General features: G+C 42.3%; 17 protein-coding genes. 11 read left to right on the top strand and 6 right to left on the bottom strand.

Going from position 1 to position 21,994, the window contains the following annotated elements; all coding sequences use genetic code 11:
- The first annotated feature begins 143 nt into the window (after window positions 1-143).
- Window positions 144-3,683: a hypothetical protein gene (locus ASV53_RS07415; RefSeq protein WP_094956633.1), complete on the top strand. Its 3,540-nt coding sequence runs from the start codon at window positions 144-146 to the stop codon at window positions 3,681-3,683.
- A gap of 95 nt (window positions 3,684-3,778) precedes the next feature.
- Here the strand turns inward: ASV53_RS07415 and fdhF are convergent, their stop codons facing one another.
- Window positions 3,779-7,945, bottom strand: a complete 4,167-nt coding sequence (fdhF, locus tag ASV53_RS07410; protein WP_094956632.1) for a formate dehydrogenase subunit alpha — start codon at window positions 7,943-7,945, stop codon at window positions 3,779-3,781.
- A gap of 428 nt (window positions 7,946-8,373) precedes the next feature.
- On the opposite strand from fdhF, the gene ASV53_RS07405 reads away from it, so the two are divergent.
- Both ASV53_RS07405 and ASV53_RS07400 read left to right on the top strand, forming a co-directional pair.
- Window positions 8,374-9,330, top strand: coding sequence for a chemotaxis protein CheV (locus ASV53_RS07405; RefSeq protein ID WP_094956631.1), 957 nt, complete (start codon window positions 8,374-8,376; stop codon window positions 9,328-9,330).
- A 371-nt stretch (window positions 9,331-9,701) separates the two neighbouring features.
- Window positions 9,702-10,898 (top strand): glycosyltransferase, encoded by a 1,197-nt coding sequence (locus ASV53_RS07400; protein WP_239928748.1) that lies wholly within the window; start codon window positions 9,702-9,704, stop codon window positions 10,896-10,898.
- Here ASV53_RS07400 and ASV53_RS07395 read toward each other — a convergent pair whose 3' ends face one another.
- Both ASV53_RS07395 and pdsO read right to left on the bottom strand, forming a co-directional pair.
- Entirely contained in the window at window positions 10,899-11,123 is a 225-nt protein-coding gene (locus ASV53_RS07395) for a hypothetical protein (protein WP_062687942.1), read from the bottom strand.
- 11 nt (window positions 11,124-11,134) lie between these two features.
- Window positions 11,135-11,881: a sortase-associated OmpA-like protein PdsO gene (gene pdsO / locus ASV53_RS07390; RefSeq protein WP_094956629.1), complete on the bottom strand. Its 747-nt coding sequence runs from the start codon at window positions 11,879-11,881 to the stop codon at window positions 11,135-11,137.
- A 271-nt stretch (window positions 11,882-12,152) separates the two neighbouring features.
- Between pdsO and pdsR the strand changes: the two genes are divergently transcribed.
- From pdsR to ASV53_RS07375, 3 genes are all read left to right on the top strand, one after another.
- On the top strand, window positions 12,153-12,842 hold the full coding sequence (gene pdsR / locus ASV53_RS07385) for a proteobacterial dedicated sortase system response regulator (protein WP_094956628.1): 690 nt from the start codon (window positions 12,153-12,155) through the stop codon (window positions 12,840-12,842).
- Window positions 12,843-12,876: 34 nt separating this feature from the next.
- On the top strand, window positions 12,877-15,057 hold the full coding sequence (gene pdsS, locus ASV53_RS07380; RefSeq protein ID WP_094956627.1) for a proteobacterial dedicated sortase system histidine kinase: 2,181 nt from the start codon (window positions 12,877-12,879) through the stop codon (window positions 15,055-15,057).
- 390 nt (window positions 15,058-15,447) lie between these two features.
- The gene (locus tag ASV53_RS07375) at window positions 15,448-16,080 is read left to right on the top strand and encodes a hypothetical protein (RefSeq protein ID WP_094956626.1); all 633 of its coding nucleotides are present in this window, start codon (window positions 15,448-15,450) and stop codon (window positions 16,078-16,080) included.
- 34 nt (window positions 16,081-16,114) lie between these two features.
- Here ASV53_RS07375 and ASV53_RS07370 read toward each other — a convergent pair whose 3' ends face one another.
- On the bottom strand, window positions 16,115-16,414 hold the full coding sequence (locus ASV53_RS07370) for a hypothetical protein (RefSeq protein WP_062687939.1): 300 nt from the start codon (window positions 16,412-16,414) through the stop codon (window positions 16,115-16,117).
- Window positions 16,415-16,752: 338 nt separating this feature from the next.
- Complete coding sequence (locus ASV53_RS07365) at window positions 16,753-17,151, bottom strand: VOC family protein (RefSeq protein WP_062687938.1); 399 nt, start codon at window positions 17,149-17,151, stop codon at window positions 16,753-16,755.
- Between the two features lie 453 nt (window positions 17,152-17,604).
- Between ASV53_RS07365 and ASV53_RS07360 the strand changes: the two genes are divergently transcribed.
- From ASV53_RS07360 to ASV53_RS07340, 5 genes are all read left to right on the top strand, one after another.
- Window positions 17,605-18,519: a polyprenyl-phosphate transporter gene (locus ASV53_RS07360; protein ID WP_062687937.1), complete on the top strand. Its 915-nt coding sequence runs from the start codon at window positions 17,605-17,607 to the stop codon at window positions 18,517-18,519.
- Between the two features lie 387 nt (window positions 18,520-18,906).
- Window positions 18,907-19,167 (top strand): hypothetical protein, encoded by a 261-nt coding sequence (locus ASV53_RS07355; RefSeq protein ID WP_062687936.1) that lies wholly within the window; start codon window positions 18,907-18,909, stop codon window positions 19,165-19,167.
- On the top strand, window positions 19,164-19,781 hold the full coding sequence (locus tag ASV53_RS07350; RefSeq protein ID WP_062687935.1) for an SCO family protein: 618 nt from the start codon (window positions 19,164-19,166) through the stop codon (window positions 19,779-19,781). The genes ASV53_RS07355 and ASV53_RS07350 overlap by 4 nt, the downstream gene beginning before the upstream one ends.
- A 21-nt stretch (window positions 19,782-19,802) precedes the next feature.
- Window positions 19,803-20,273, top strand: a complete 471-nt coding sequence (locus ASV53_RS07345) for a copper chaperone PCu(A)C (protein WP_094956625.1) — start codon at window positions 19,803-19,805, stop codon at window positions 20,271-20,273.
- A gap of 178 nt (window positions 20,274-20,451) precedes the next feature.
- Entirely contained in the window at window positions 20,452-20,715 is a 264-nt protein-coding gene (locus ASV53_RS07340) for an Lpp/OprI family alanine-zipper lipoprotein (RefSeq protein ID WP_048899034.1), read from the top strand.
- Window positions 20,716-20,990: 275 nt separating this feature from the next.
- Here ASV53_RS07340 and ASV53_RS07335 read toward each other — a convergent pair whose 3' ends face one another.
- A complete protein-coding gene (locus ASV53_RS07335) occupies window positions 20,991-21,902 on the bottom strand; it encodes a L,D-transpeptidase family protein (protein WP_094956636.1) in 912 nt (303 codons plus the stop codon).
- Between the last annotated feature and the right edge of the window lie 92 nt (window positions 21,903-21,994).

Raw genomic sequence — 21,994 nt, 5'->3', positions numbered from 1 at the left:
TAATTTATTGCTCCTACATTTATCTTCCTTACCCGAATTAGATTCAATTCTTAATTCAACTTTTAATAAACATATTTTAATTTCACACGGCATATTTATGACGAGTGCATTAACTATACCTCGTCTTTTATTAAGGAAAATAAATGTACAAGCCCTGTTGGATGAGTGTTCCACTCATTGTAATGCTCACTGCGTGTGGTAGTGACGATAATTCGAACTCAGATACAACCCCAGATCCAAAAGTTGATAAGAAATCATTAACTTTCGTGGGTAACGTTTATGATGGTCCTATTGCGGATGCAACGGTTTCTGTTTATGCCGGTACACAGTTACTTGCTTCAGGTAAAACAAATGCCGATGGCAAGTATGTTATCAATGCATCAATCAAAAACTCTGAATTCGAAAAAATCAAGTCACACCCAATCACATACAAAGCGATTAAAGATGACATCATCTTGCACGAGTACGATGGTAGAAGCTTAGAGCAGGCTTTTAATAATAAAAAGAACTCAGCATTAATCAGCAATTTTTCAACCGTTGAATATGTATTAGCTGATACCGATAAAAATGATTTTGTTTCTAGCACAGAATGGGATCTCTATTTAACTTTCGATAGAAATTACACTGAGCCGCTCATAATTCGATACGGTGCTGGCCTTAAAGCCATTATTGATAATTCAGCATCTTTGGGTGGCTATAAAAATACAACACTTTGGCTTCGTGCTCTTCGCGACGAGGAGAAATGGAATAATTGGCATACACAAAATACATCACAATATAAACAAGCATGGGATGCATTATTCTCAGACAAATGGTTCTTAGAACAAGAAAAACATCGCTTTAAAGATATTGCGTCTTGGGAAGTAAAATACGACGATATTACTACACCAGACTTCACTAAACCGGCTATTTATAATCTGTCGATCAGCGGTATTCCAGAAACAGCCAGTATTGGTGATAAAGTTTTCCCGACCGCACATGCTCTGTTCACTAACATGACGTCAAAAAATGTATCAAGTGAGACAGTTTATGCAATTACTCCCACTGACGCTTTAGAGAATAAAGGGACTTACTGGGAAGTTAAAAAAGCAGGTTATATCAGCATAAAAGCACAATACGGCGATATAATCACCACAGAAACAATTGCCGTTGATATGGGTGATACTGCACTTACAAGCATTACATTATCTGGCGTTGGTAAATCTGTAACTGTTGGCGATAAAATCACCCCGACTATTTCAGCTAATTGGTCAAACGGTACAGTATCTGATGTAACTTCTCTATCAGAAATATCTTACTCACCAGAAAATGCGCTTAAATTTGAAAATGGTAAATTCTATATTGCGCTGGCTGGTGACATTAGCCTCTCTGCATCCTACATGGGCGAAACATCCACCATTAAAGTCACTGCACAGGAAGCGGTACTAACCGGTTTGCGATTGGGTTTCAACCAACGTGAGCAGTTATTCAACAAGCAATTCCAAGTAAGTGCTGAAGGCATACATGAAAATGATTACATCATCGACTTTACGAATGAAGCAACATGGATTTCAAGTGACTCTACAATCGTAGAGTCATTAGGTAACGGCCTATTCATTGGTAAAGGTGTCGGAACTGCAACTATCACCGCGACTGTTGGTGAAAATACTGTTACTCAAGATTTTGAAGTGATAACCGAGCTATTAGATCTTAGCCTCAATTTGCCAAACAACGCCATATCACGAGAAGAGACACTGCAGCTCACTCTGAACGGTGAATACAGCGATGGTTCGGTTTCTGTCATTTCCGAAGATATTGCTTGGGCAACCAGTAACCCCGAAATTTTAACCATTGACGAGAACGGTATTGCTGTTGGTATTATCGAAGGTGAATCTGTTGTTACAGCAACTTACAAGGAAATGGTTCTTGAAGAAACGATAGAAGTTATTGCACCTAAGATTGTCTCTTCAGAACCGCCTTTCGACTTAGTAGCTAGAAATGGAACCATGCTGCTTTCTGAAGGTGGTAGCTACCCTTACCGCTTCAAGTTTACTCGCTCTAACGGTAAAGAGTATGTATTTGTCGCAGAAAAAGGTGGTTTAGACTTCGAGGCGAGCGGCTTTAGAGTAGCAGCAATAGATGAATCTAAAATCCAGATTGCTGACAACGATGAAGACAAAGATCGAATGCGCGCGGTACGTGCTGGTGATACTAAGTTAAAACTACAAAATGTACCTGTTGAACTGCAACAAATATTTGTTGAACTAGGTGTCGATATCTCAGTGAGTCATGGTCCAGACTCCGTTGAACTTAGTGTTAATGTTGCTGATAACGCTGATGTTTACCAGTGGCATAAAATGGCACGCAATGCCAATATCCCTGAAGATCAAGAGCTCATTCAAGCAATCAAAGACAAGAATACGCTATATCGTTTCTGGCAAGCTGAATACAGTAAAAATGGCCCGCTTTTCGTTACTGAAATAACGTCAGCTGGTGAAAGTGATCCTCAAGAAGTTGCGCTACCAACAGAAGACTTCAAGATGCTACGTAACCAAATGCAAGCAACGCAATATGGTTACACCTTCCTACTCACAGCGAATGATCATCTAAGCGGTGTCAAACGCGAGCATAAAGGCTATCGCTACCATTTAGCCACAGGCGAGCTAACACCTGTTGATATGAGCTTCTTCCGTGATAATAGGGTTAGCCTATCCGGTGATGCTTTCTATTTCACAGAAGCTGGCAACTTCTTACACTTAAGATCCAGTTACCCGAACGAAATCACAGTAAACCTCTTTGATTTCGAAACAAATACATGGGCTGAGCAGTACAAAGTCTATGGTGAAATTTTACAGCTACCATCAAGTGCTGATGAAATTGCGGTATTAAAAAGACCATCGTCTGACGAATATCTGACATCACCTTTGCTGACTATAATCAACCTTGCAACATTAGCGGTCACAGAGCAGGAACTGACCTACCCAGGAGACAGTCCTTTCTACTGTAATATCAAGCAATCAATCAGTATCGCTGTTCGTGATCAACTGAAAAACTCAGGTGCTGGCTGTTTGGTGAGCGATGCTTACAATAAGAATGCTCAAGGATACTACCTATGGGATAACATTGCTGAGCTGCCAAAACTGCACCTATTCAACCACGATGACATTCCATATCGCGATGATAACTACGGAGTCGCATCCGTTAAACCAGATGGGCATGTTACTTTTGCAGCAGGTCGACGTAACGCGTTTGAAGGTGTAGATACAAGGCACTTCGAAGTGGCTGAAATAGTCACAACGGAAGTCGACGGTTCCATAGTCGAGCAAGTTGCTTCTCATACCTTTGATAAATCAGGTAAGCAAATGTCTGGCGAATACTCGACTCATAAGGTTATTGATGGCACACAATTCACGGTTGCTAACCCGAATGTTCCTGGCGAGTTAATCGCTATCTTTGGTCATGGTACAGCCGTTAATCGTGCTGATGGTACTTGGGAAAGTGATAAGTTCATCTATCCGTTCCCTGCGGATGATATGCCGGCCTACCACTTAGGCGACACAGTCGTATTAACCAACGAGACTGAGTATGCTCGCGGCTTCCAAGGTTACTGGCAGCTACAACTACGTAAGCCAGCAGTTGATCCTATCGACCCAGTAGAACCAATCAATCCAGAGCCAATACCTGAACCAACACCAGCTCAGTAATTCATTACTGACACTGTGTTCGCTATAAAACAAAGGGCTACCATTGGTAGCCCTTCTTTTATTTGATATTACTTTTCAGCTCAAAGCTTGAATCGTTAAGCTAAAGCTTCATCAAGTATTTTTTCCAACTTCACTGCCGCTACCTTAAACTCCGGGATTTTGGCATGCGGATCCGTTGCTGTTGTTGTCAAACGGTTCGCCGGTGATTCTGCAAAGTGGAAAGGCACAAAGACTACCCCTACTTGCATACGCTTTGTCACAAACGCAGGTGCTTCAATAAAGCCACGACGTGTTGATAAACGCACTACTTCGCTATTACGAATCCCTAACCGCTCAGCATCAGTAACCGACATCATCACACGAGGGCCCGCAAGGTTATCTAATCCCTTGGTTTTACGTGTCATTGTGCCTGTATGGAACTGCTCTAATAAACGCCCAGTCGTTAATACTAATGGGTATTCATCATCTGGCAATTCAGCAGCATAACGGAATGGAATAGCAGCCATCTGGCCTTTACCACGCGTAAAGCTTTCCGTGTGCATGATGCGCGTACCTTGATGATGCTCATCGCGACACGGCCACTGCAATCCATCTTTACCCACGCGATCCCAATGAATACCTGCGTATTGCGGCGTCACTTGGGTGATCTCTTCGGTAATATCTTTCACAGACGCATACTGCCAATCCGCGCCCATCGCCTGAGCCACGTCTTGAATAATACGCCAATCTTCTTTCGCTTCACCCGGTGGGTTAACCGCTTTAGAAATACGTTGCACACGACGTTCCGTATTCGTGAAGTGGCCGTCTTTTTCTGCAAATGAGCAAGAAGGCAAAACAACATCCGCATACTGCGCTGTTTCAGTTAAGAAGATATCTTGAACCACCAAGAAGTCTAACGCCTCTAATGCTTCAATCACGTGTGCTTGGTTCGGATCACTTAACACTGGGTTCTCACCCATCACAAATAAGCCTTTCACTTTACTGTGACAAGCGGCATCAATGATTTCTGTTAGTGTAAGTCCCGCTTCGCTTGGTAATGCTGGCTGCTGCCATGCTTCAACAAACTTTGCGTGAACCTCTGGATTATGGACTTTCTGATAACCCGGGAAGTTGTTTGGCAACGCGCCCATGTCACACGCACCCTGCACATTAGACTGACCACGCAGTGGATTAATACCACCGCCTTCAATGCCTATGTTGCCACACAGCATTTGTAAGTTAGCAATCGAACGTACGTTGTCGTGACCTGTCGTGTGCTGAGTAATACCCATAGAGTAATAAACAGCAGTGCGTTCCGCGGTACCTATCATCTTGGCCATTGCTTTCACATCAGCGGCTTTAATGCCCGTGATGAGTTCGACTTTTTCTGGCGAGTATGACTCTTGCATTACTTCTGCTTTTAACGCCTCGAAACCTTCGGAGCGATCAGCAATATAAGCACTGTCATGCCAGTTATTTTCGATGATTTGCTGCATGATGCCGTTAAGTAGCATGACATCGGTGCCAGGACGTTGCGCGACATACAGCTCTGCGTGTTCAGCAATGTCGATTTTCTTCGGATCAGCGACGATCAAGCGTGCACTACCCTGCTTCAACGCCTGCTTAATGTGCGAGCCAATGATCGGGTGAGCAGCTGTCGTGTCAGAGCCAATAATAAACACCAGATCAGAATGTTTGATCGATGGAATATCATTGGTCATCGCGCCACTGCCGATAGAGGCTTCAAGCCCCGTCACGGTTGATGCATGACATAAACGCGCACAGTGATCGATGTTGTTGGTTAACAGTTCACGACGGAAGAGTTTCTGGAAGGCATAGTTATCTTCGTTGGTCGTTTTCGCCGACGAGAAGCCCGCAAGAGCATTACTACCGTGCTGCGTCTTGATAGAAGAAAGCTTATCGGCAACAAGCGTGATCGCCTCTTCCCACGTCGCTGGTTGCAACTCTCCATCACGGCGGATCAATGGCGTAGTTAGTCGCTCATCACTGCCGACAAAATCAAAGCCAAAGCGCCCTTTCACACACAGCATACCTTGGTTAACGGGTGAATCTTTAGCGCCCTGGACATAACGGATTTGGTTACGAGATTCATCCACCAGCATGGTCAACTTACAGCCCACACCGCAGTAGGTACAAATGGTATCGACTGGCTTGAGCATTTCGATACGGCCTTGAGACTTATCACGCGCATCGGTCAATGCACCTGTTGGACAAACCTGCACACAAGCGCCACATTGAACACAATTTGAATCACCCATACCTTGGCGCTTGTCATCAGCCAAGTCAAAACCCGGACGACATTCAGGACGGTTAGCACTGGTGCCATCTTCGTTTTTCAAAAAGCTCAATACGCCATGAACCGCTTGGTTACTACAGGTATCAACACACTGACCACAACTGATACAACGGTTAGCATCGAACACAATAAATTCAGACGTGTTATCGACCGCGAATTTTTGGCAACTGCCTAAGTCAATCTCGGTTTCTTCCACTTTATATTCGGTTGCAAAATCACGCAGCTTACAATCTGTATTGGCTTGGCAACCACACTCTAGGCAGCGCTCCGCTTCACGAATAGCGTCTTCATTACTAAAGCCCGTTTCAACTTCGGCAAAGCTCAACTCACGCTCTTGGCTTGTCAGTTCAGGCATAACAGAACGCATCACCTTTTTCAGGCTTTCGAACTGCTTGGTATCAACTTGCTTGAGTTTTGGCGCTTTTTGCGAATTGAACGGCTTAACCGGAATGTGTTCCATCGAACCGTTGAAGAAACGATCAATTGCCTCAGCCGCCACTCGACCATCCGCTACCGCTTCGATAGCTGTGGCAGGACCACGGCGGAAATCACCAATACTGAACACATTGCCCGTACCTGAGTGCATGGTCTCTGGGTTCGCATCTTGCGTGTTCCAACGTGTTAGTGGCAAGTCGAGCTTTTCATTATCCATAAAAGACAAATCAGGCTTTTGCGATACCGCCGCAATAACAGTATCAAAAGCTTCAGTGAAGTATTCCCCTGTTGCTTCAGGGCGACGACGGCCAGAGGCATCAGGTTCACCCAACGCCATTTTTTCCAATTTCACGTTACAAACACGACCATTTTCATCGGCAATGTTTTCAACTGGATTGGTTAAAAAGTGGAATTTCACACCTTCGTGTTCGGCTTCCACAATTTCGTAATCTTCCGCTGGCATCTCATCGCGGGTACGACGGTATATTAACGTGGTATCCGCACCAGCTCGCACCGCCGTTCGCGCACAGTCAATCGCGGTGTTACCACCACCAATGACAGCCACTTTTTTGCCTGTGGTGTATTGCTTGTCTGTCACATAATCTTTTAGGTAATCAACGCCTAAATAGCAGCCATCAAACTCACTGCCTTCATAATGCATTTCAACTGCTTTTGATGCACCAACCGCAAGGCAGACGGCATCAAAGTCATCACTAAGTTGCGATAACGTGAAATCATCACCCAGTTTCTTGCTGGTTTCAATTTGCATGCCGTTACGACACATCAAGGCGATTTCTTGATCTAAAATTGCTTTTGGCAAACGGTATTCAGGAATACCGTAGCGTAACCAACCGCCAGCATGTGGCATAGATTCAAATACAGTGACGTTGTAACCTTCGTTAGTTAAGTAATAACCACAGGTTAAACCGCCGGGGCCACTTCCCACTACAGCAATGGATTTGCCTTTCGCGGGCTTTTGTTCTGGTACATAACTTTCTTGAGCAGCTAAATCGATATCAGCGGCATGACGCTTTAACTGACGGATAGCCAAAGGCTCATCGACGATACTACGGCGACATTCCGTTTCACAAAAAGCAGGACAAACACGACCAATCGACAAAGGCATAGGTAGCGTGCGTTTAATCACTTCTACCGCTTTTTGATGATCGTTTTGAGAAATATGATAAAGATAGGATTGAATATCCACACCTGCAGGGCATGCCGTTTGGCAAGGTGCTTCGCAGTCTGCGTAGTGATCAGACATAATTCGATTTAGTGCTTTTTGACGCGTCGATACAATCTCTTCAGACGTGGTGATCACCGCCATGCCAGCTTGAGGCTTGATTTCACAAGCACGCTGGATACCTTGCCCTTCAACGTCTACAACACAAAGACCACAAGGGATTTTCTCACCTTTCTGGTTCAATCCGCACAGTGACGGAATTTCAATCTGATGCTGGCTGACAGCATCAAGCAGTGACAGGTCCGCATCTAGTGCATATTCCTGCCCGTCAATCGTGACATTAATCATTGCTTGCCTCTATTTATAATACTTGGCATGCCTTCTCTAAAGAGGATCTTTACTGCTTAGGGTGCAGTCCTACTTTTTACTAGCTTCTGTTCAATATTGAGCTGTAGGTTAAGATACACGGCATACTAAGGATGATGGATATATCACCAATTTTATTTATCCGATCACCATAGATCGCAGCAGAATAAAATTCTTTGATTTCGGACACGAAGGCCGTTTATTCGCGCAAAAAATGAACTCGAAGCGCTTATCTACTACCAATCAATCATTTATAGTAGTTATCAAATCTAGTTATCTAATTAATAATTAAAGAAATACAACGGCAGGTCGCTAACTATAAATAGAGATAGGGCGTGACTTAGCAGATCGTGACCTTTATAATTTAATGATAAACATAACAATTTCTGTGAAGATTTTTAGTGAAGACTATGAGCAACCTTTTAGACTCAGTTGATTTACGCACCCAGTTAGTTGGTGAAAACCGACTGGAGCTGCTTATTTTCCAACTCAATACATCACAACTATTCGCGATAAACGTTTTCAAAGTAAAAGAAGTGGTCAAGCTGCCTCATTTGCATATATTACCGGGCTCGCACCCTAATATTTGTGGCGTTGCCAATATTCGTGGCCTGTCGATCCCTGTTATCGACCTTCGTTATTCTGTTGGCATGCGTGCCATTGAGCGAAACGAAGACTGTAACCTGATCATTACAGAGTACAACCGTACTATCCAAGGCTTCTTAGTTGGCCAAGTCATGAACATTGTGAATATGACATGGAAAGACATTCAGCCACCACCATCTCAAGTCGGGAAAGAAAACTTCCTAACGGCGATCACCAAGATCGAACGTGAAGGCATGGTCCGTCTTGTTAGCATTATTGATGTTGAAAAAGTACTAGCACAAATTATTGACTACGACGTACAAGTATCAGCAGACGTGCTTGACCAGAAATTGGTAGAGCAAATGCCTGGCCGTAAGATCTTAATCGTAGATGATTCATCCACTGCTCGTGCGCAAATTCGAGATACGCTAGCCCAATTCGGGTTAGAAGTTATTGAGAAAAGTGATGGCTTGAAAGCTTTAACCATGCTTAAACAATGGTGTGATGAAGGCAAAAATATCCATGATGAAATTCTGATGATGTTTACTGATGCCGAAATGCCAGAAATGGATGGCTACAAACTAACTCATGAAGTACGAAACGATCCTCGTATGAACGATTTGTTCATTGCACTGAACACATCACTCAGTGGTAGTTTTAACGAAGCTATGGTGAAAAAAGTGGGCTGTAACCGCTTTATTTCAAAATTCCAGCCAGATCGCTTAGTTGAAGTGGTACAAGATCGTTTACGTGAAGTGCTTGGCTTTGAGTTTGTTGATTAATCAGCAAAAATGAAGAATATGCATCACCGATAAAAACTCGCCTTGTGCGAGTTTTTACTGGCTGACGCCAAACAATAAAGTCAACAAAGCTTCTCCTATTCTTTAAATTAACAATACACCAAACTTAGATGCAGCACCGTGAGTTTTGTTAGTATCATAATAAAGCTCCGATCTTCTATTATTGTGATTAGATAATCCATTTCCTTTTCCCTTCCCAATAGTTACTCATTATTTAACCTGCATTAAATACCGTTTTATCTAAGGCTTTTTGCTGGCTGCATTGCAATCTGCAACATCTCACCCGTTTTCACTGTATTTTCACGCGGCATAAATATTGCTCTTATATAACAAAGCGTTTACGAGTGAGAGCTATGATGAAAAACATTGCTATTGTTGCCCCTACCTTTCCGGTATTAAGCGAAACTTTCATACGTACTGAAGTTGAATCGATACAAGAAAGTGGCTATCAAGTCATGGTTTTTACTTTAAAAAAAAATAAAGAAAAAACGAAGACACGATATCCAGTCCATACCATTGGTGATCACTTTCACTTGCCTTTCCTTAAATCATTGACACCGAAGCGCATAAAGAATTGCTGGCAATTTATTAATGAACAACAGTCACTACCAAAGCGTTCGTTATTTTTCTATAGTTTGAAACTTGCAGCCCAACTCGTTGAACACAATATCCACCATGTTCATGCACACTTCTGCCAACATACAGCGGCGCATGCTATTGCTGCCGCTAAACTAGCAGGTATCACAGTGTCTTTTGTTGGACACGGACATGATGTGAATGAAACACCTTTTGATATTACGACTAAAATAAAACATGCAGATCTTGTTATTGCTGTATGCCAGTTTATGGCTGATAAATTTAACCAATATCATCACGGAAATATTAAGGTGCTGCATTGTGGAGTGAAAACATCTTTATTCACACCTCAACTTCGCCCAGCATCACCTTCCTTTAGATTCGTATTTGTTGGAAGGCTAATAGAATCAAAAGGACTCACCTACCTTATTTCTAGCCTTCAACCATTAATTAATAACTACCATTTTTCATTGGATATTATCGGCGACGGTGAACTGGCAGAATCACTACACGAGCAAGTTCAATCGCTTGGACTTTGCGCTCATATAAACTTTCTTGGTGCTAAGCCACACCATTGGATTACGCAAAACCTCCCCTACTATGACTGCTTAATTGCCCCGTTCTGTGTCGCTAAATCTGGCAGTGTTGATACTGGCCCACTCGTATTAAAAGAAGCCATGTCTGTAAGTGTTCCCGTTATTACCACTGACCTTCCTGGCTGCCAAGAAATTGTATCTGCAGGTACTGGCTATATTGTTGAACAAAACAATATTGAACAACTTACTCACGCTATTTCTGACTTTGTTTCGTTATCACCTAGCGAACGACTTACCATGGGGTTGAATACCCGTAAGGCTGTACTGGAAAACTTCGATGCGCATAAGCAAGCATTAACCCTGTGTCGGTGGATTGAAACTTTACCATCACCGTCATCTCAACCATTACTCTCAACATCGCACTATACCCCTGAATAATTAACTCATAACGGTATGGTTTCTAGGTATTTCTTTGGTGCGTAAATCGCTATTATTTACGCCTTCCGATGCTTGCCAAAGTTGCAGCGTTTCCCCATGTAATGTGTTGATTTTCTGGTGCTGAGCATCATCAAAATTAGTGGCTAACTGCAAGGCTAATATCACTAAAATCGCGAGTGGAAGCACCCATAATGGTGCCTCCTCGGTATGTTGGTTCATTGACATAGTCACTCCCGTTAAAATTGAACAGTGCGGGTATCGTCTTGCTGACTACGCAAAGTGACACGGCGATCAAAAAAGTCACCTTCAAAGTTTTGTTCTGCTTTTTCTGGGAACTGGTCACCCATTGCATCAATTTCAAACTGCTCGCTATCAACACCGCGCATTGTTAAGTAATCACGCACAGCGTCTACACGGCGCATGGAAAGATCCAAGTTTTTCTGGGTATCACCACGGCGATCCGCATAACCAGCCAATTGCCAGTTAACATCAGGGGCTTGTTTCATCAATTCAGCAATGTCGTCTAGTTGGCGTTGAAATTGTGGCTCAATATCAGCGGAGCCAGTACGGAAGTGCACGTTCATTTCTAATGCTAAATCAAGCTGGCGTTGGTTATCATTAGCTTGCTGCAAACGTGCCATTTCTATTTGGGCTTGGTTGTAACGTTGACTAACTTTTTCTAGTTCAGTATTACGAGCGGTTAATTCATTCACCTCTGCGTCTTGCGCTTTAATATAATCTTCCTGGCCAACAGTCGTACCAATGATGCCACCGAAAATAGCACCAATAACAGCACCTGCAGGGCCACCGACCAATACACCAACTGCGGCACCTGATCCCGCCCCAATCAATTGTTCTTGCTGGCCCACTTTGTATTCATCTTGCGTACCTTCTTGTTCAACGTTACTTGCAAGAGCGGCTGGTGAAATCATTGATGCTGCGAATGTTGCTGCAATAAGTGTTGAGATAAGCTGCTTTTTCATAATGATGTTCCTCATTCTTTCTTTATTAAGGTTGACGATGGCTAGCACGATTCATTGTCTGCACTAGGTTTTGGTCATCGTCGTTTCGATGAGGTAATTAAACCAAGAAGATCTGGCAATATTAGGGAGCAAAAAAGGCAATGTGCTGATCAAATGTGGCAAAAAAAAGGCAATCTGATTTCCCCCCTTTCTTCCCTAACTTTTTGTTGTATAGTCACTTCAACAAAGTCAGTTGAACAAACAAACTGAAGAACTACTAGCAGATACGATAATGAAAAATATTGCGATTGTTGAAGACGAAGCAGCTATAAGAGAAAACTACACAGATGTATTAAAGAAACACGGCTACATGGTACATGGCTATGACAACCGCCCTGATGCCCTGCGTGCTTTCGAACAAAAACTCCCTGATTTGGCCATTATTGATATTGGCCTTCAAGACGAAATAGACGGTGGATTTTCGTTATGCCAATCATTACGGGCAATGTCACCAACCGTACCTATTATTTTTCTGACCGCTCGCGATAGTGACTTTGACACTGTGTGTGGCTTAAGAATGGGCGCTGACGATTACCTAACAAAAGACACCAGCTTGCCACACTTGATTGCCCGTATAGCTGCGCTATTTCGTCGTAGCGACTTAATGGCAATGCCTACCGAACAAGACAGTTTAATGGAACGCGGGCACCTATCCATTGATAAGAATCGAATGCAAGTCTGCTGGAAACAACAAGCAATTGAGCTAACAGTGACTGAGTTTTGGATGGTGTATGCTCTCGCAAAACGTCCTGGCCATGTAAAGAGCCGCCAAGATTTAATGACAGAAGCACATGTTGTTGTCGATGACAGTACGATCACTTCGCATGTAAAACGCATTAGAAAGAAATTTGTACAAAGCGATACAGACTTTGATCGTATCGATACCGTTTATGGTATGGGTTATCGCTGGGGCGGCGAGTAAGCAAGAACAAAAGAAAGTAGTTGTAGGAAAGATTATGTTTAAATTTGCAGTGGGTCTTCGTACCAAGGTTATTCTTATTTCCAGTTTGCTATTGGCATTACCATGGCTTGGCTACAAGTATGTATGGGAAATGGAAAAGCTGCTACGCCAAGGCCAAGAACAAACCTTGATTGGCACCACCCGCGCTGTCGCCACTGCATTGAATGAGCGTCCAGCTCTTTTTAACGACCAAGCCAGTTTTTTAAGTAACGTTAAAAAAGGGCGTGACCTTTACGCTTATAGCCTGCACTCCCCCATCAAGCTGGATGGTAACCTCTCTGACTGGTCTGCATATCAGGGAAACATGACCCAATATGGCCGCGAATTTAGTCAATTTAGCCGCCGCCCATACTCTTCCGATAGTTTGAGCTTTCGTCATACCATAGGGAAGTATCAAGGGTACTTGTATGCCATGTTTGAAGTAAATGATCAGTTTCCTGTTTTGCGCCGCAAGAGTTCCCTACGCGTCGATCGCAATGATCACCTGATCGTGGCATTTACCTCACCGACTAACGAGTTTCACCGCTATGTGATTGCCGCCTATGAAGATGGCTGGGTTAATGCCTTTGAAGTAAAAAGGGATATCTCTGATCCCAATAACTTAACACCAGCTAACCATATACAGGGATATTGGCGTACCACAGACACGGGTTACAACATTGAATTAAGGTTGCCGCTGTCAGATCTTGGCAGCAAACTCGGCTTCACTTTTTATGATGTCAATAATCAATCCAACCGTATGATCGATGCCATCATAGGTACATCAAATACGTCACAAGCAAGCCGCTTAGGAACAGTGTTAATTCCCTCTCCTGAAATAGATAAGATCCTAAAAGGAATGGGACACACCAGCTCTCGTATTATGGTCATTGATCGCCACCAACGTGTATTGGCACAGAGCGGTGACATACAAGACTCTAACGGGGTGTGGTCAACGTCAGTCAAATATGACGACCGCGATACCTCATGGTGGGCACAATTTGAAGAAACTTATATACATCCGTTTTACTACAAATTTTTTATTTCAGAGCCCGAAGCTTTTTCAGACAATGCTCAAGACGCAGCTTGGTTGAAAGGTGTACCTGTCGCACAAGCATTACAAGGCCGCGGTTATTCACAATGGCGGATGTCTTCTGATGGCAAAGCGTTGATCCTTTCTGCTGCTTACCCAATATGGCTAGGTAACAACGTAATGGGAGCCGTAATTGCTGAAGAGTCGACGATTGGCATTCAAATGTTACGCAACCGCGCGTTAGAAAAGCTGTTCAATGTTTTCATTGCCATCATAGGAATAGGTACATTGACCCTATTCCTGTTTGCTTCCAATATATCATCGCGTATTCGACAATTACGTGATGAGGCTGAAATCGCCATTGATAGCCAAGGTCGTATTAAGCAAGATATGGTAGCAAGTGACGATCGCGATGAGATTGGAGATTTGTCTCGAAGCTTGAGTGCAATGGTCGGACGATTAGGCCAATATCACCATTATCTCGAGCATTTATCATCAAGACTTTCGCATGAACTCCGTACACCAGTTGCAGTGGTACGTTCGTCGCTAGAAAACTTATCAATGCACAATACTGATAAAGAATCACAGCGCTATATTGAGCGTGCGGAAGATGGCATTCATCGGCTGAGTACTATTTTATCGAGTATGACGGAAGCGACGCGTATTGAACAGAGTATCCAAGGCGCAGAAAAAGAAGTCTTTCCCTTGAATGAACTGGTTTCTGGATGTTTACAAGGCTATCAAATGGCTTACCCTAATCAAGCATTCACGATCAATGTGCCAGATAAGCCTCTGATGTTTGAAGGTGCACCCGACTATTTAGCACAACTGTTAGATAAGCTGATTGCCAATGCAGAAGAGTTCAGTCCGAATGATCAAGCCATCTGTGTGACATTAGTTAATGAGCCTCTTTCGGCATCACTCACCGTGAGCAATCATGGCCCATTACTGCCAGAAAACATGGAAAACCAATTGTTGAATTCAATGGTTTCAATTCGCGCGCAAGAGAAGAAAAACAAACCTCATTTAGGCTTAGGGTTATACATCGCGCGGCTTATCACTGACTATCACCATGGTGATATTCAAATTCAAAATAAAACAGATAACACGGGTGTAAAAGTGACGATTAAACTGCCTAAGGTCAATTCGCTACAAAATAGCTAAACGATAAAGCAACACTGTCATCACAATGGCAACAACGGCGATTAAGAGTTCAAAATGAGAATCATGCATTATTGTTTCTCCAAAAAAGGCGTTTGATGGATGTGACGTCAATCGCCTCACACCTTACTACCAAACAGTATAAATTCATCATATTTCGGAGATGCTAGATAAGACCTGAACGACTGTAAGGCTATCACTCTTTAATTGTAACTGTATCCAAAAAACGCCTGAAATGGCTTGAAACAATAGTGTTATTTCCCTTGTTGCCTCCCACTCATTTACTCCAAGCATTGATTAATAAAATGCATGAAGAACAATGCTTACTTTCAAGCGGCCATTACCAATCTTTAACACTGGATTGTCGAGTTATACCAAAAGAGAGTATTAACAGTGAAGCGACGCCCCCCTGCTCTTATCTTAGCTTTTACAATGATGATCACGGCATCGAGCCATGCTGGTTCACTCGATTCTGAGCACCATATAGATTTACCTTTTAATCAGTACAGTGCATTAAATTTATTGGCTAAATGGCAGGTTAGTTCAACAGAACTCCCCGCGTATGTGGAAACCAATAACGACAATTTGTTTGGTACTGACAATAACGAAAATAGCGTTCGTGACGATTACGAAAAGGCATTGCTCAATGCTTACCAAAAGCCCGAATATGTCGTAATGGGGTTACTCTCTACCTATGTGTGGCAACGTTTGTTACAACTGAACGTGAATACAAATACAGTCACAACAAACAAAGAAGCCATCGCCTTGTTAGTTAATAGCATGTCTATAAACCACTGCTATTACCTCTTACAGCAAGTTGATCAAGATTTGATGTCGCCAGTGCTCGTATACTTTAATACCCAACAACGATTAGATGCAAAGAAACAAGCAGAACACAAGCTGCTTACCCTTATCGGTAATCAGCAAAACAAAATAGAATTTCCATCTGAGCCTTGTTCAGTCTTTGCGAACTTGATCCATTCAGAACCCATTCAGCAATATATTGAAGTAAATAGCAGCATCTAATCATGTACCACCTATTGAGTAATGGTGCCACTGTCTATTTCTCAGTTTCTTGATACAGTGGAATATTATCGGCAGATGCGTGTTCTATATCGTCATCCTCCCCTTCAATTAGCAACTCTTTCTCCTTCTCAACTAGAGCTATGTACTCTTGCTCACATACAGATTGAGTGATCGCATCTGCACCAAAGGTATCGACACAGAGCTGGATATATTCTTGTTTTGATAATAAATATTCGGCCTTAACAAAAAAACCAGCTCCCGTTAAAGACACAACGAAACAACCTACTAAGCCACTTTTTATGATGTTAATTATCGAGTTAGCACCTTTACACATGACTCACACCTCATATCCGCAACCCATTCGCTAAAAGTTAAGCAAATAACTGAGAGGAAAGCTGACTAGAAGATGAGACGATGGTTAAAATAATACCCAGCACGTAACAGATACAAAAAAAGAGCACAATCATAGGATTGTACTCTCTCTAATTATTACCAACTTAGCTGCTTTATAAACTACCCATCTATCTACTCAATTTAGTGCGAGAGAATTCAATGTATTCTGGAAGGCTACGCACTTAAAATAGAGATTTAACCTTTACTCTAACGAGTAACATCAATGCTTAGTTTTGATTAGATTGGCAAGGCAGAATAGTTTTTAAAAAAACTATACCGCTATAATGACCAATCTAAATTTTGCAGCACTACACGGTAACCATCTACATCTTCAAATGTTTTACCCACGCCATTCCAATATGGGTTATTTGATTCCACAACATTAAAGCCAGCATCGATCATAGCACGACATGCACGCTCCCAATCTTGGCTACAAGCAACATAGAAAACCAAAAGGTTATCTGTTGTTGCCGCTCGGCCAACCGTTACACCACGTTGATGGGTAAACTCTAAGTGATAAGGGTGGTTTGCGTGACCTAGCACAACGCCATCAAATCCATCATGATCTTCAAACTGTTTGACCATTTCAAAACCTAAGGCTTTGCTGTACATCAACGCAATTTTCTTCAGATTATCGGTTGGGCGAACAACACGTAATGTTGCATCTCTAGGTATCATTTCTCATCGTCCTCTGACTTTAGTTTTTATGCTTTGGTGAAACTGGGGAAGTGACCAAAGTGGAAATATTACAGCCTCAATAAGCATTGCACTGTATATAATTCAACTGTGGCAATTGGGACCTATACCGTCAAGTCATTATTGCTAAAAACCTTGTTTTAAATCATAGCTTTGCTACTTGCGGCACATTTTTGGAAACAAACACAATGATTTTAGCAAACGCGCCTCTTAACTACTGTTTATAACAGTATCGCTAACCATATGATTATTAAATTAATTATACTGAATAAATTCCCCGGCATTCCTCTATTGATTAATTCACCTTAAAACCGCCACCTAAGTCCAATAAATCAAAAAGTTAGCAAGAATGAACAAGTAATAACGTCACTTTTTATTAAGCTCAGGGTATAATGCTGCGGAAAACATCTATCGATACAAGGTAAAAAAGACATAATGAGTAAGCTCTTCACCTTCTTAAAGGGTATGGCTATGGGCGCAGCCGATGTTGTCCCCGGCGTTTCTGGTGGTACGATTGCGTTTATTACAGGCATTTACGATACATTGCTTGAAAGCATACGTCGTATTAACCCTAGCCTTCTGAAAATATGGCGTGATAACGGCTTCAAAGCCGCATTTGAGCATATTAACGGTATCTTCTTAATCTTGTTGTTCGGCGGTATTCTTACCAGTATTTTCACATTAGCTCGCGTGATTACGTGGATGCTACACACTCATCCTATTCCACTGTGGTCATTCTTCTTTGGCTTAATCATTATTTCTGTGATTCATATGCTAAAGCAAATTGAAAGCTGGAAGTTAAGCCGCGTCGTGGCCTTATTTGCTGGTGCTATTTTTGCGTATGGTATTACGGTATTACACCCCTTACATATGGAACCAACCTCGCTAAATATTTTACTGGCTGGCTCTATCGCGATCTGTGCCATGATATTACCTGGTATTTCGGGTAGCTTCATTTTACTGCTACTCGGTATGTACACACCTATTTTAGCGGCGGCTAAATCCCTTGATATCGCAACACTCGCATTGTTTGCATCTGGTTGTGTTATTGGGCTATTAACGTTCTCCCACGTGCTTTCATGGGTTTTACGCAACTATCGTGATATTGCCCTGACTTTTTTAACTGGCTTGATGATTGGTACACTGAGTAAAATTTGGCCATGGAAAGAAACCCTAACATGGCGTACAAACTCAAGCGGTCAGCAAGTACCTTTATTAGAGCAAAACCTGTCACCATTTAACTTTGAACAAGTTACTGGCCAGCCATCACTTGTTATCTATGCGGTTATGGCGATGATTCTTGGATTTGGTTTAGTTTGGGGATTAGAGAAATTCGCTAGCGATAAATAATCCGATAAAAGCGCCTTTCATGGGCGCTTTATTCTTCCTCAGATACGCTACGTACTACTGCAATAAACGTGCGCTACAACTTTCCTCTCTTAAAAGAATCTCGCTTGCTCACATAAATCGACTTTTAAACTGTTGATTATAAAGTCAGATGTTAAACTTTACAAAGTCGTTACAATATAACAGCTTTTGCTTATGTCTTTATCATTATCATCAACATTTACTTCCGCAGCCAAAATTTTCATTTGCTTTACCATTGGCATTGCCAGCTATGAACTAATAAAAAGCCAATCAGACTCAAGATCAATAGATCCCAAATGTGCGCTTTCTAGCATTCACTGCACCATAGATGATGCAACTTTGTCACTTGCGAAAGACAAGGTAAATCCAATGGTAAGTAATACGTTATCTGTTGAGTGGAATAAACTACCCACAGAGGTTGATAGCTTAATGCTTTCACTTGAAGGTCATGAAATGATGATGGGGACATACAAGCTCTTACTTAAACGCTCTGCGGATAATACCTTTTCAGGCGATTTATTGCTGCCTGTATGCACCTCCGACGCCATGACATGGCTTGGCACTATAACGCCAATTAACGATACATCACATGCTTCGCCCCTGCCCATTTCAGTAAGGATGACCCAATGAAATTCCAATGGATTGTTTTAGCGTTAGCGCTTGGAGCTGGTTTATTAACACGCTACATCATGGATCAAAATGAAAGTAGCCCTTCAGAATCTATTGTGCAGTCACCAACAGAGCATATCGATTTAAAGGTACTGCACAGCGGCAAAGATACCATCGATTTATTTTCACCAACCGATCAACGCTTACGTATTGTTTATTTCGGTTACACGCATTGTCCCGATGTATGCCCGACCTCACTTGCGGTTTTATCTGCGGCTTTACAGTCACTGCCTCAAGATAATTTAACCCAGCTATGGCCTGTGTTTATTACCTTAGATCCCGAGCGCGATACTCCGGAGAAAAGTGCTGAGTACGCTGGATATTTTCACGCAACCATTACGGGCGTTTCGGGTTCAGATGCACAGATAAAAGCATTAGCAGAGAAATACGGTGTACTTTACATGCGAACAGAAATGAAAGATTCGGCGATGAAGTACTCGGTTGATCACAGCTCGTATTTTTACTTATTACAACCTGATGGCACCCTCATCGAAAAAGTGCCACATACGTTAAATAGCGCCATTTTAGTCGATGCTATTACACGCAACCTGCCCCAACAATTAGCAGCCAATTAGCTTAAATAAGGAAATATAATAATGAAACTGAAAGCGCTTGCTCTCTCTACACTCTTACTTGCATCAACAGCTGCTTCAGCAGATGTGATGGTTCACGATGCTTATGCGCGAGCCACGCCCCCCAATGCCGTTAACAGTGCTATCTTCATGCATTTAATGAATAAAGATGATTCAGCTCGCCAAGTCATTGATGCACAAAGTGATGCTGCTGATGTAGTTGAACTCCATAATCACATTATGGCAGATGGCATGATGCAAATGCGTAAAGTAGACAGTATCGACATCCCGGCAAATAGCATGGCAGAGTTAAAACCTGGTGGTATGCATATCATGCTGTTGGGATTAAAAAGCGATCTTCATGAAGGTGATAACGTTAAACTAACATTAAAATTTGCGAACGGTGAGACCAAAAACCTGTCAGTTCCAGTGAAAAAAGTCATGGCTGGCATGAAGAATGGGCATGATCATTCACCAAAAACAAAAACCCATTAAGCATTCCAAAACCAAGTAAACATCAACGATGGAGACAGATTTCTCGCGACTGAGAGCGCTATTTTTAAACAATTGGTTTTTTTAACGAGCATTTTTAGGAAGTTATGCCATAATCAATTTGCCGACTAAAACATTTTGTTACTCGGTTTGTAGTGGCAAACTAGGAGAATGTAAAAAAATGAATCGTTCATTACCTATCCTTGCTGGTATCATCTTAAGTGCAGCTCTTGTGGGTTGTTCTAGTTCTGATGAACCAGACGCAATGCAACAACTAACTAACAAAGTTGACATGTTATCTGACCAAGTTGGCGCGCTACAAAGCCAACAAGATCAAATGGCTGGTGCAGTAAACGACGCGAAAGCATCGTCTGATGCAGCTTACCAAGAAGCAATGCGTGCAAATCAACGTATTGATAACATGGCTAGCTCGTACACAAAATAAGCAATATAGTAATGAAAAAGTGGTGCCTCATGGCACCACTTTTTGTTTACTCTTTCACTGTTTCTATACCTCATCAATTCCTAATATTTCACTACAATCTCATTTATCACTACACATCTAACACTCGCTATTGAAGCCGTTAGTAGTTTGATGTCACTCTGTAGCTAGTCGCGAGTCAAAAAGTCATAAATTTAGTGGTAAGAAAAGTGTGTCGCAAGGCATGCTGGAGTGAGGTAATCACTAGGTAAGACTACCTAGTGATTCGATTGGAGTGTTTAATTCAGTGATTTGATTTCAACAGGGATACCCATTTGTAAATTCAATGCTGCATTCAAACGGGAATATGCTCTATCATCATTCGCAATCGTCAAAAGAAGATCTTCATCTGCTTTGACTTTCTTATCTTGCCCTAGCTGAGATTCCGTTTTCGATAAAGGTTGATGCACCTCAACATATAAAGATCCATCAGGCTCTTGTGTTTGCTTCAGCGCTTGATCGATAATCTGAACTTTAGTGCCTTTAGGGATTTGCGGGAATAACCATTCAATATCCCAAGGGTTCATTCGAATACATCCAGAACTCACACGCATTCCTATACCAAAGTCTTTATTGGTACCATGGATCAGATACTGACCGCTGCCATGCGCTAACCGCATTGCATAGTCACCTAATGGGTTTTCAGGGCCAGCTGGAACAACCGAAGGTAACTCTATATCACGCTTCTCACGATACTCTTTACGAATATTCGCGGTAGGTGTCCATGTCGGGTTCTTGGTTTTTTGGCTTATCTTGGTGGTCATTAACGGTGTTTCTCGCCCAACACGGCCAATACCAATTGGAAATACATGAACAACGTCCTGATCTTCAGGAAAGTAATACAGACGCAGTTCAGCAAGGTTAATAACCACACCTTCACGATCAACTTTAGGTAAAATAAGTTGCGTTGGAATCGCAAGTAACTTCCCGGGAGCCGGAAGAAAAGGATCGACCCCTTTATTTGCTTCCAGCAATGCTAAAAAGCCCACATTGTAACTATTGGCTATATCAGCAAGGCTATCGCCCTTCTCAACTTGATAGTACTCCATCGTACCAATCAAATTACTGCTATCTTCCGGTAATGGGTACTCAATTGCATTGGCAATTGATGATGCTAAGCATGTTAGCGATATAAGTAATGAGCGATACACTGCCGCGCCTCCTGCCATATCAATACCATAACTAACTTATGATCTTATAAGTATGGCAAATTCTCTATTGTTCGTTAATTGAGTTGCTCTCA

This window comes from Photobacterium sanguinicancri, assembly GCF_002265265.1.
Lineage (GTDB): Bacteria > Pseudomonadota > Gammaproteobacteria > Enterobacterales > Vibrionaceae > Photobacterium > Photobacterium sanguinicancri.
Note: the sequence above shows the minus strand (reverse complement) of the source record. Positions and strands in the feature narration are given on the sequence as shown.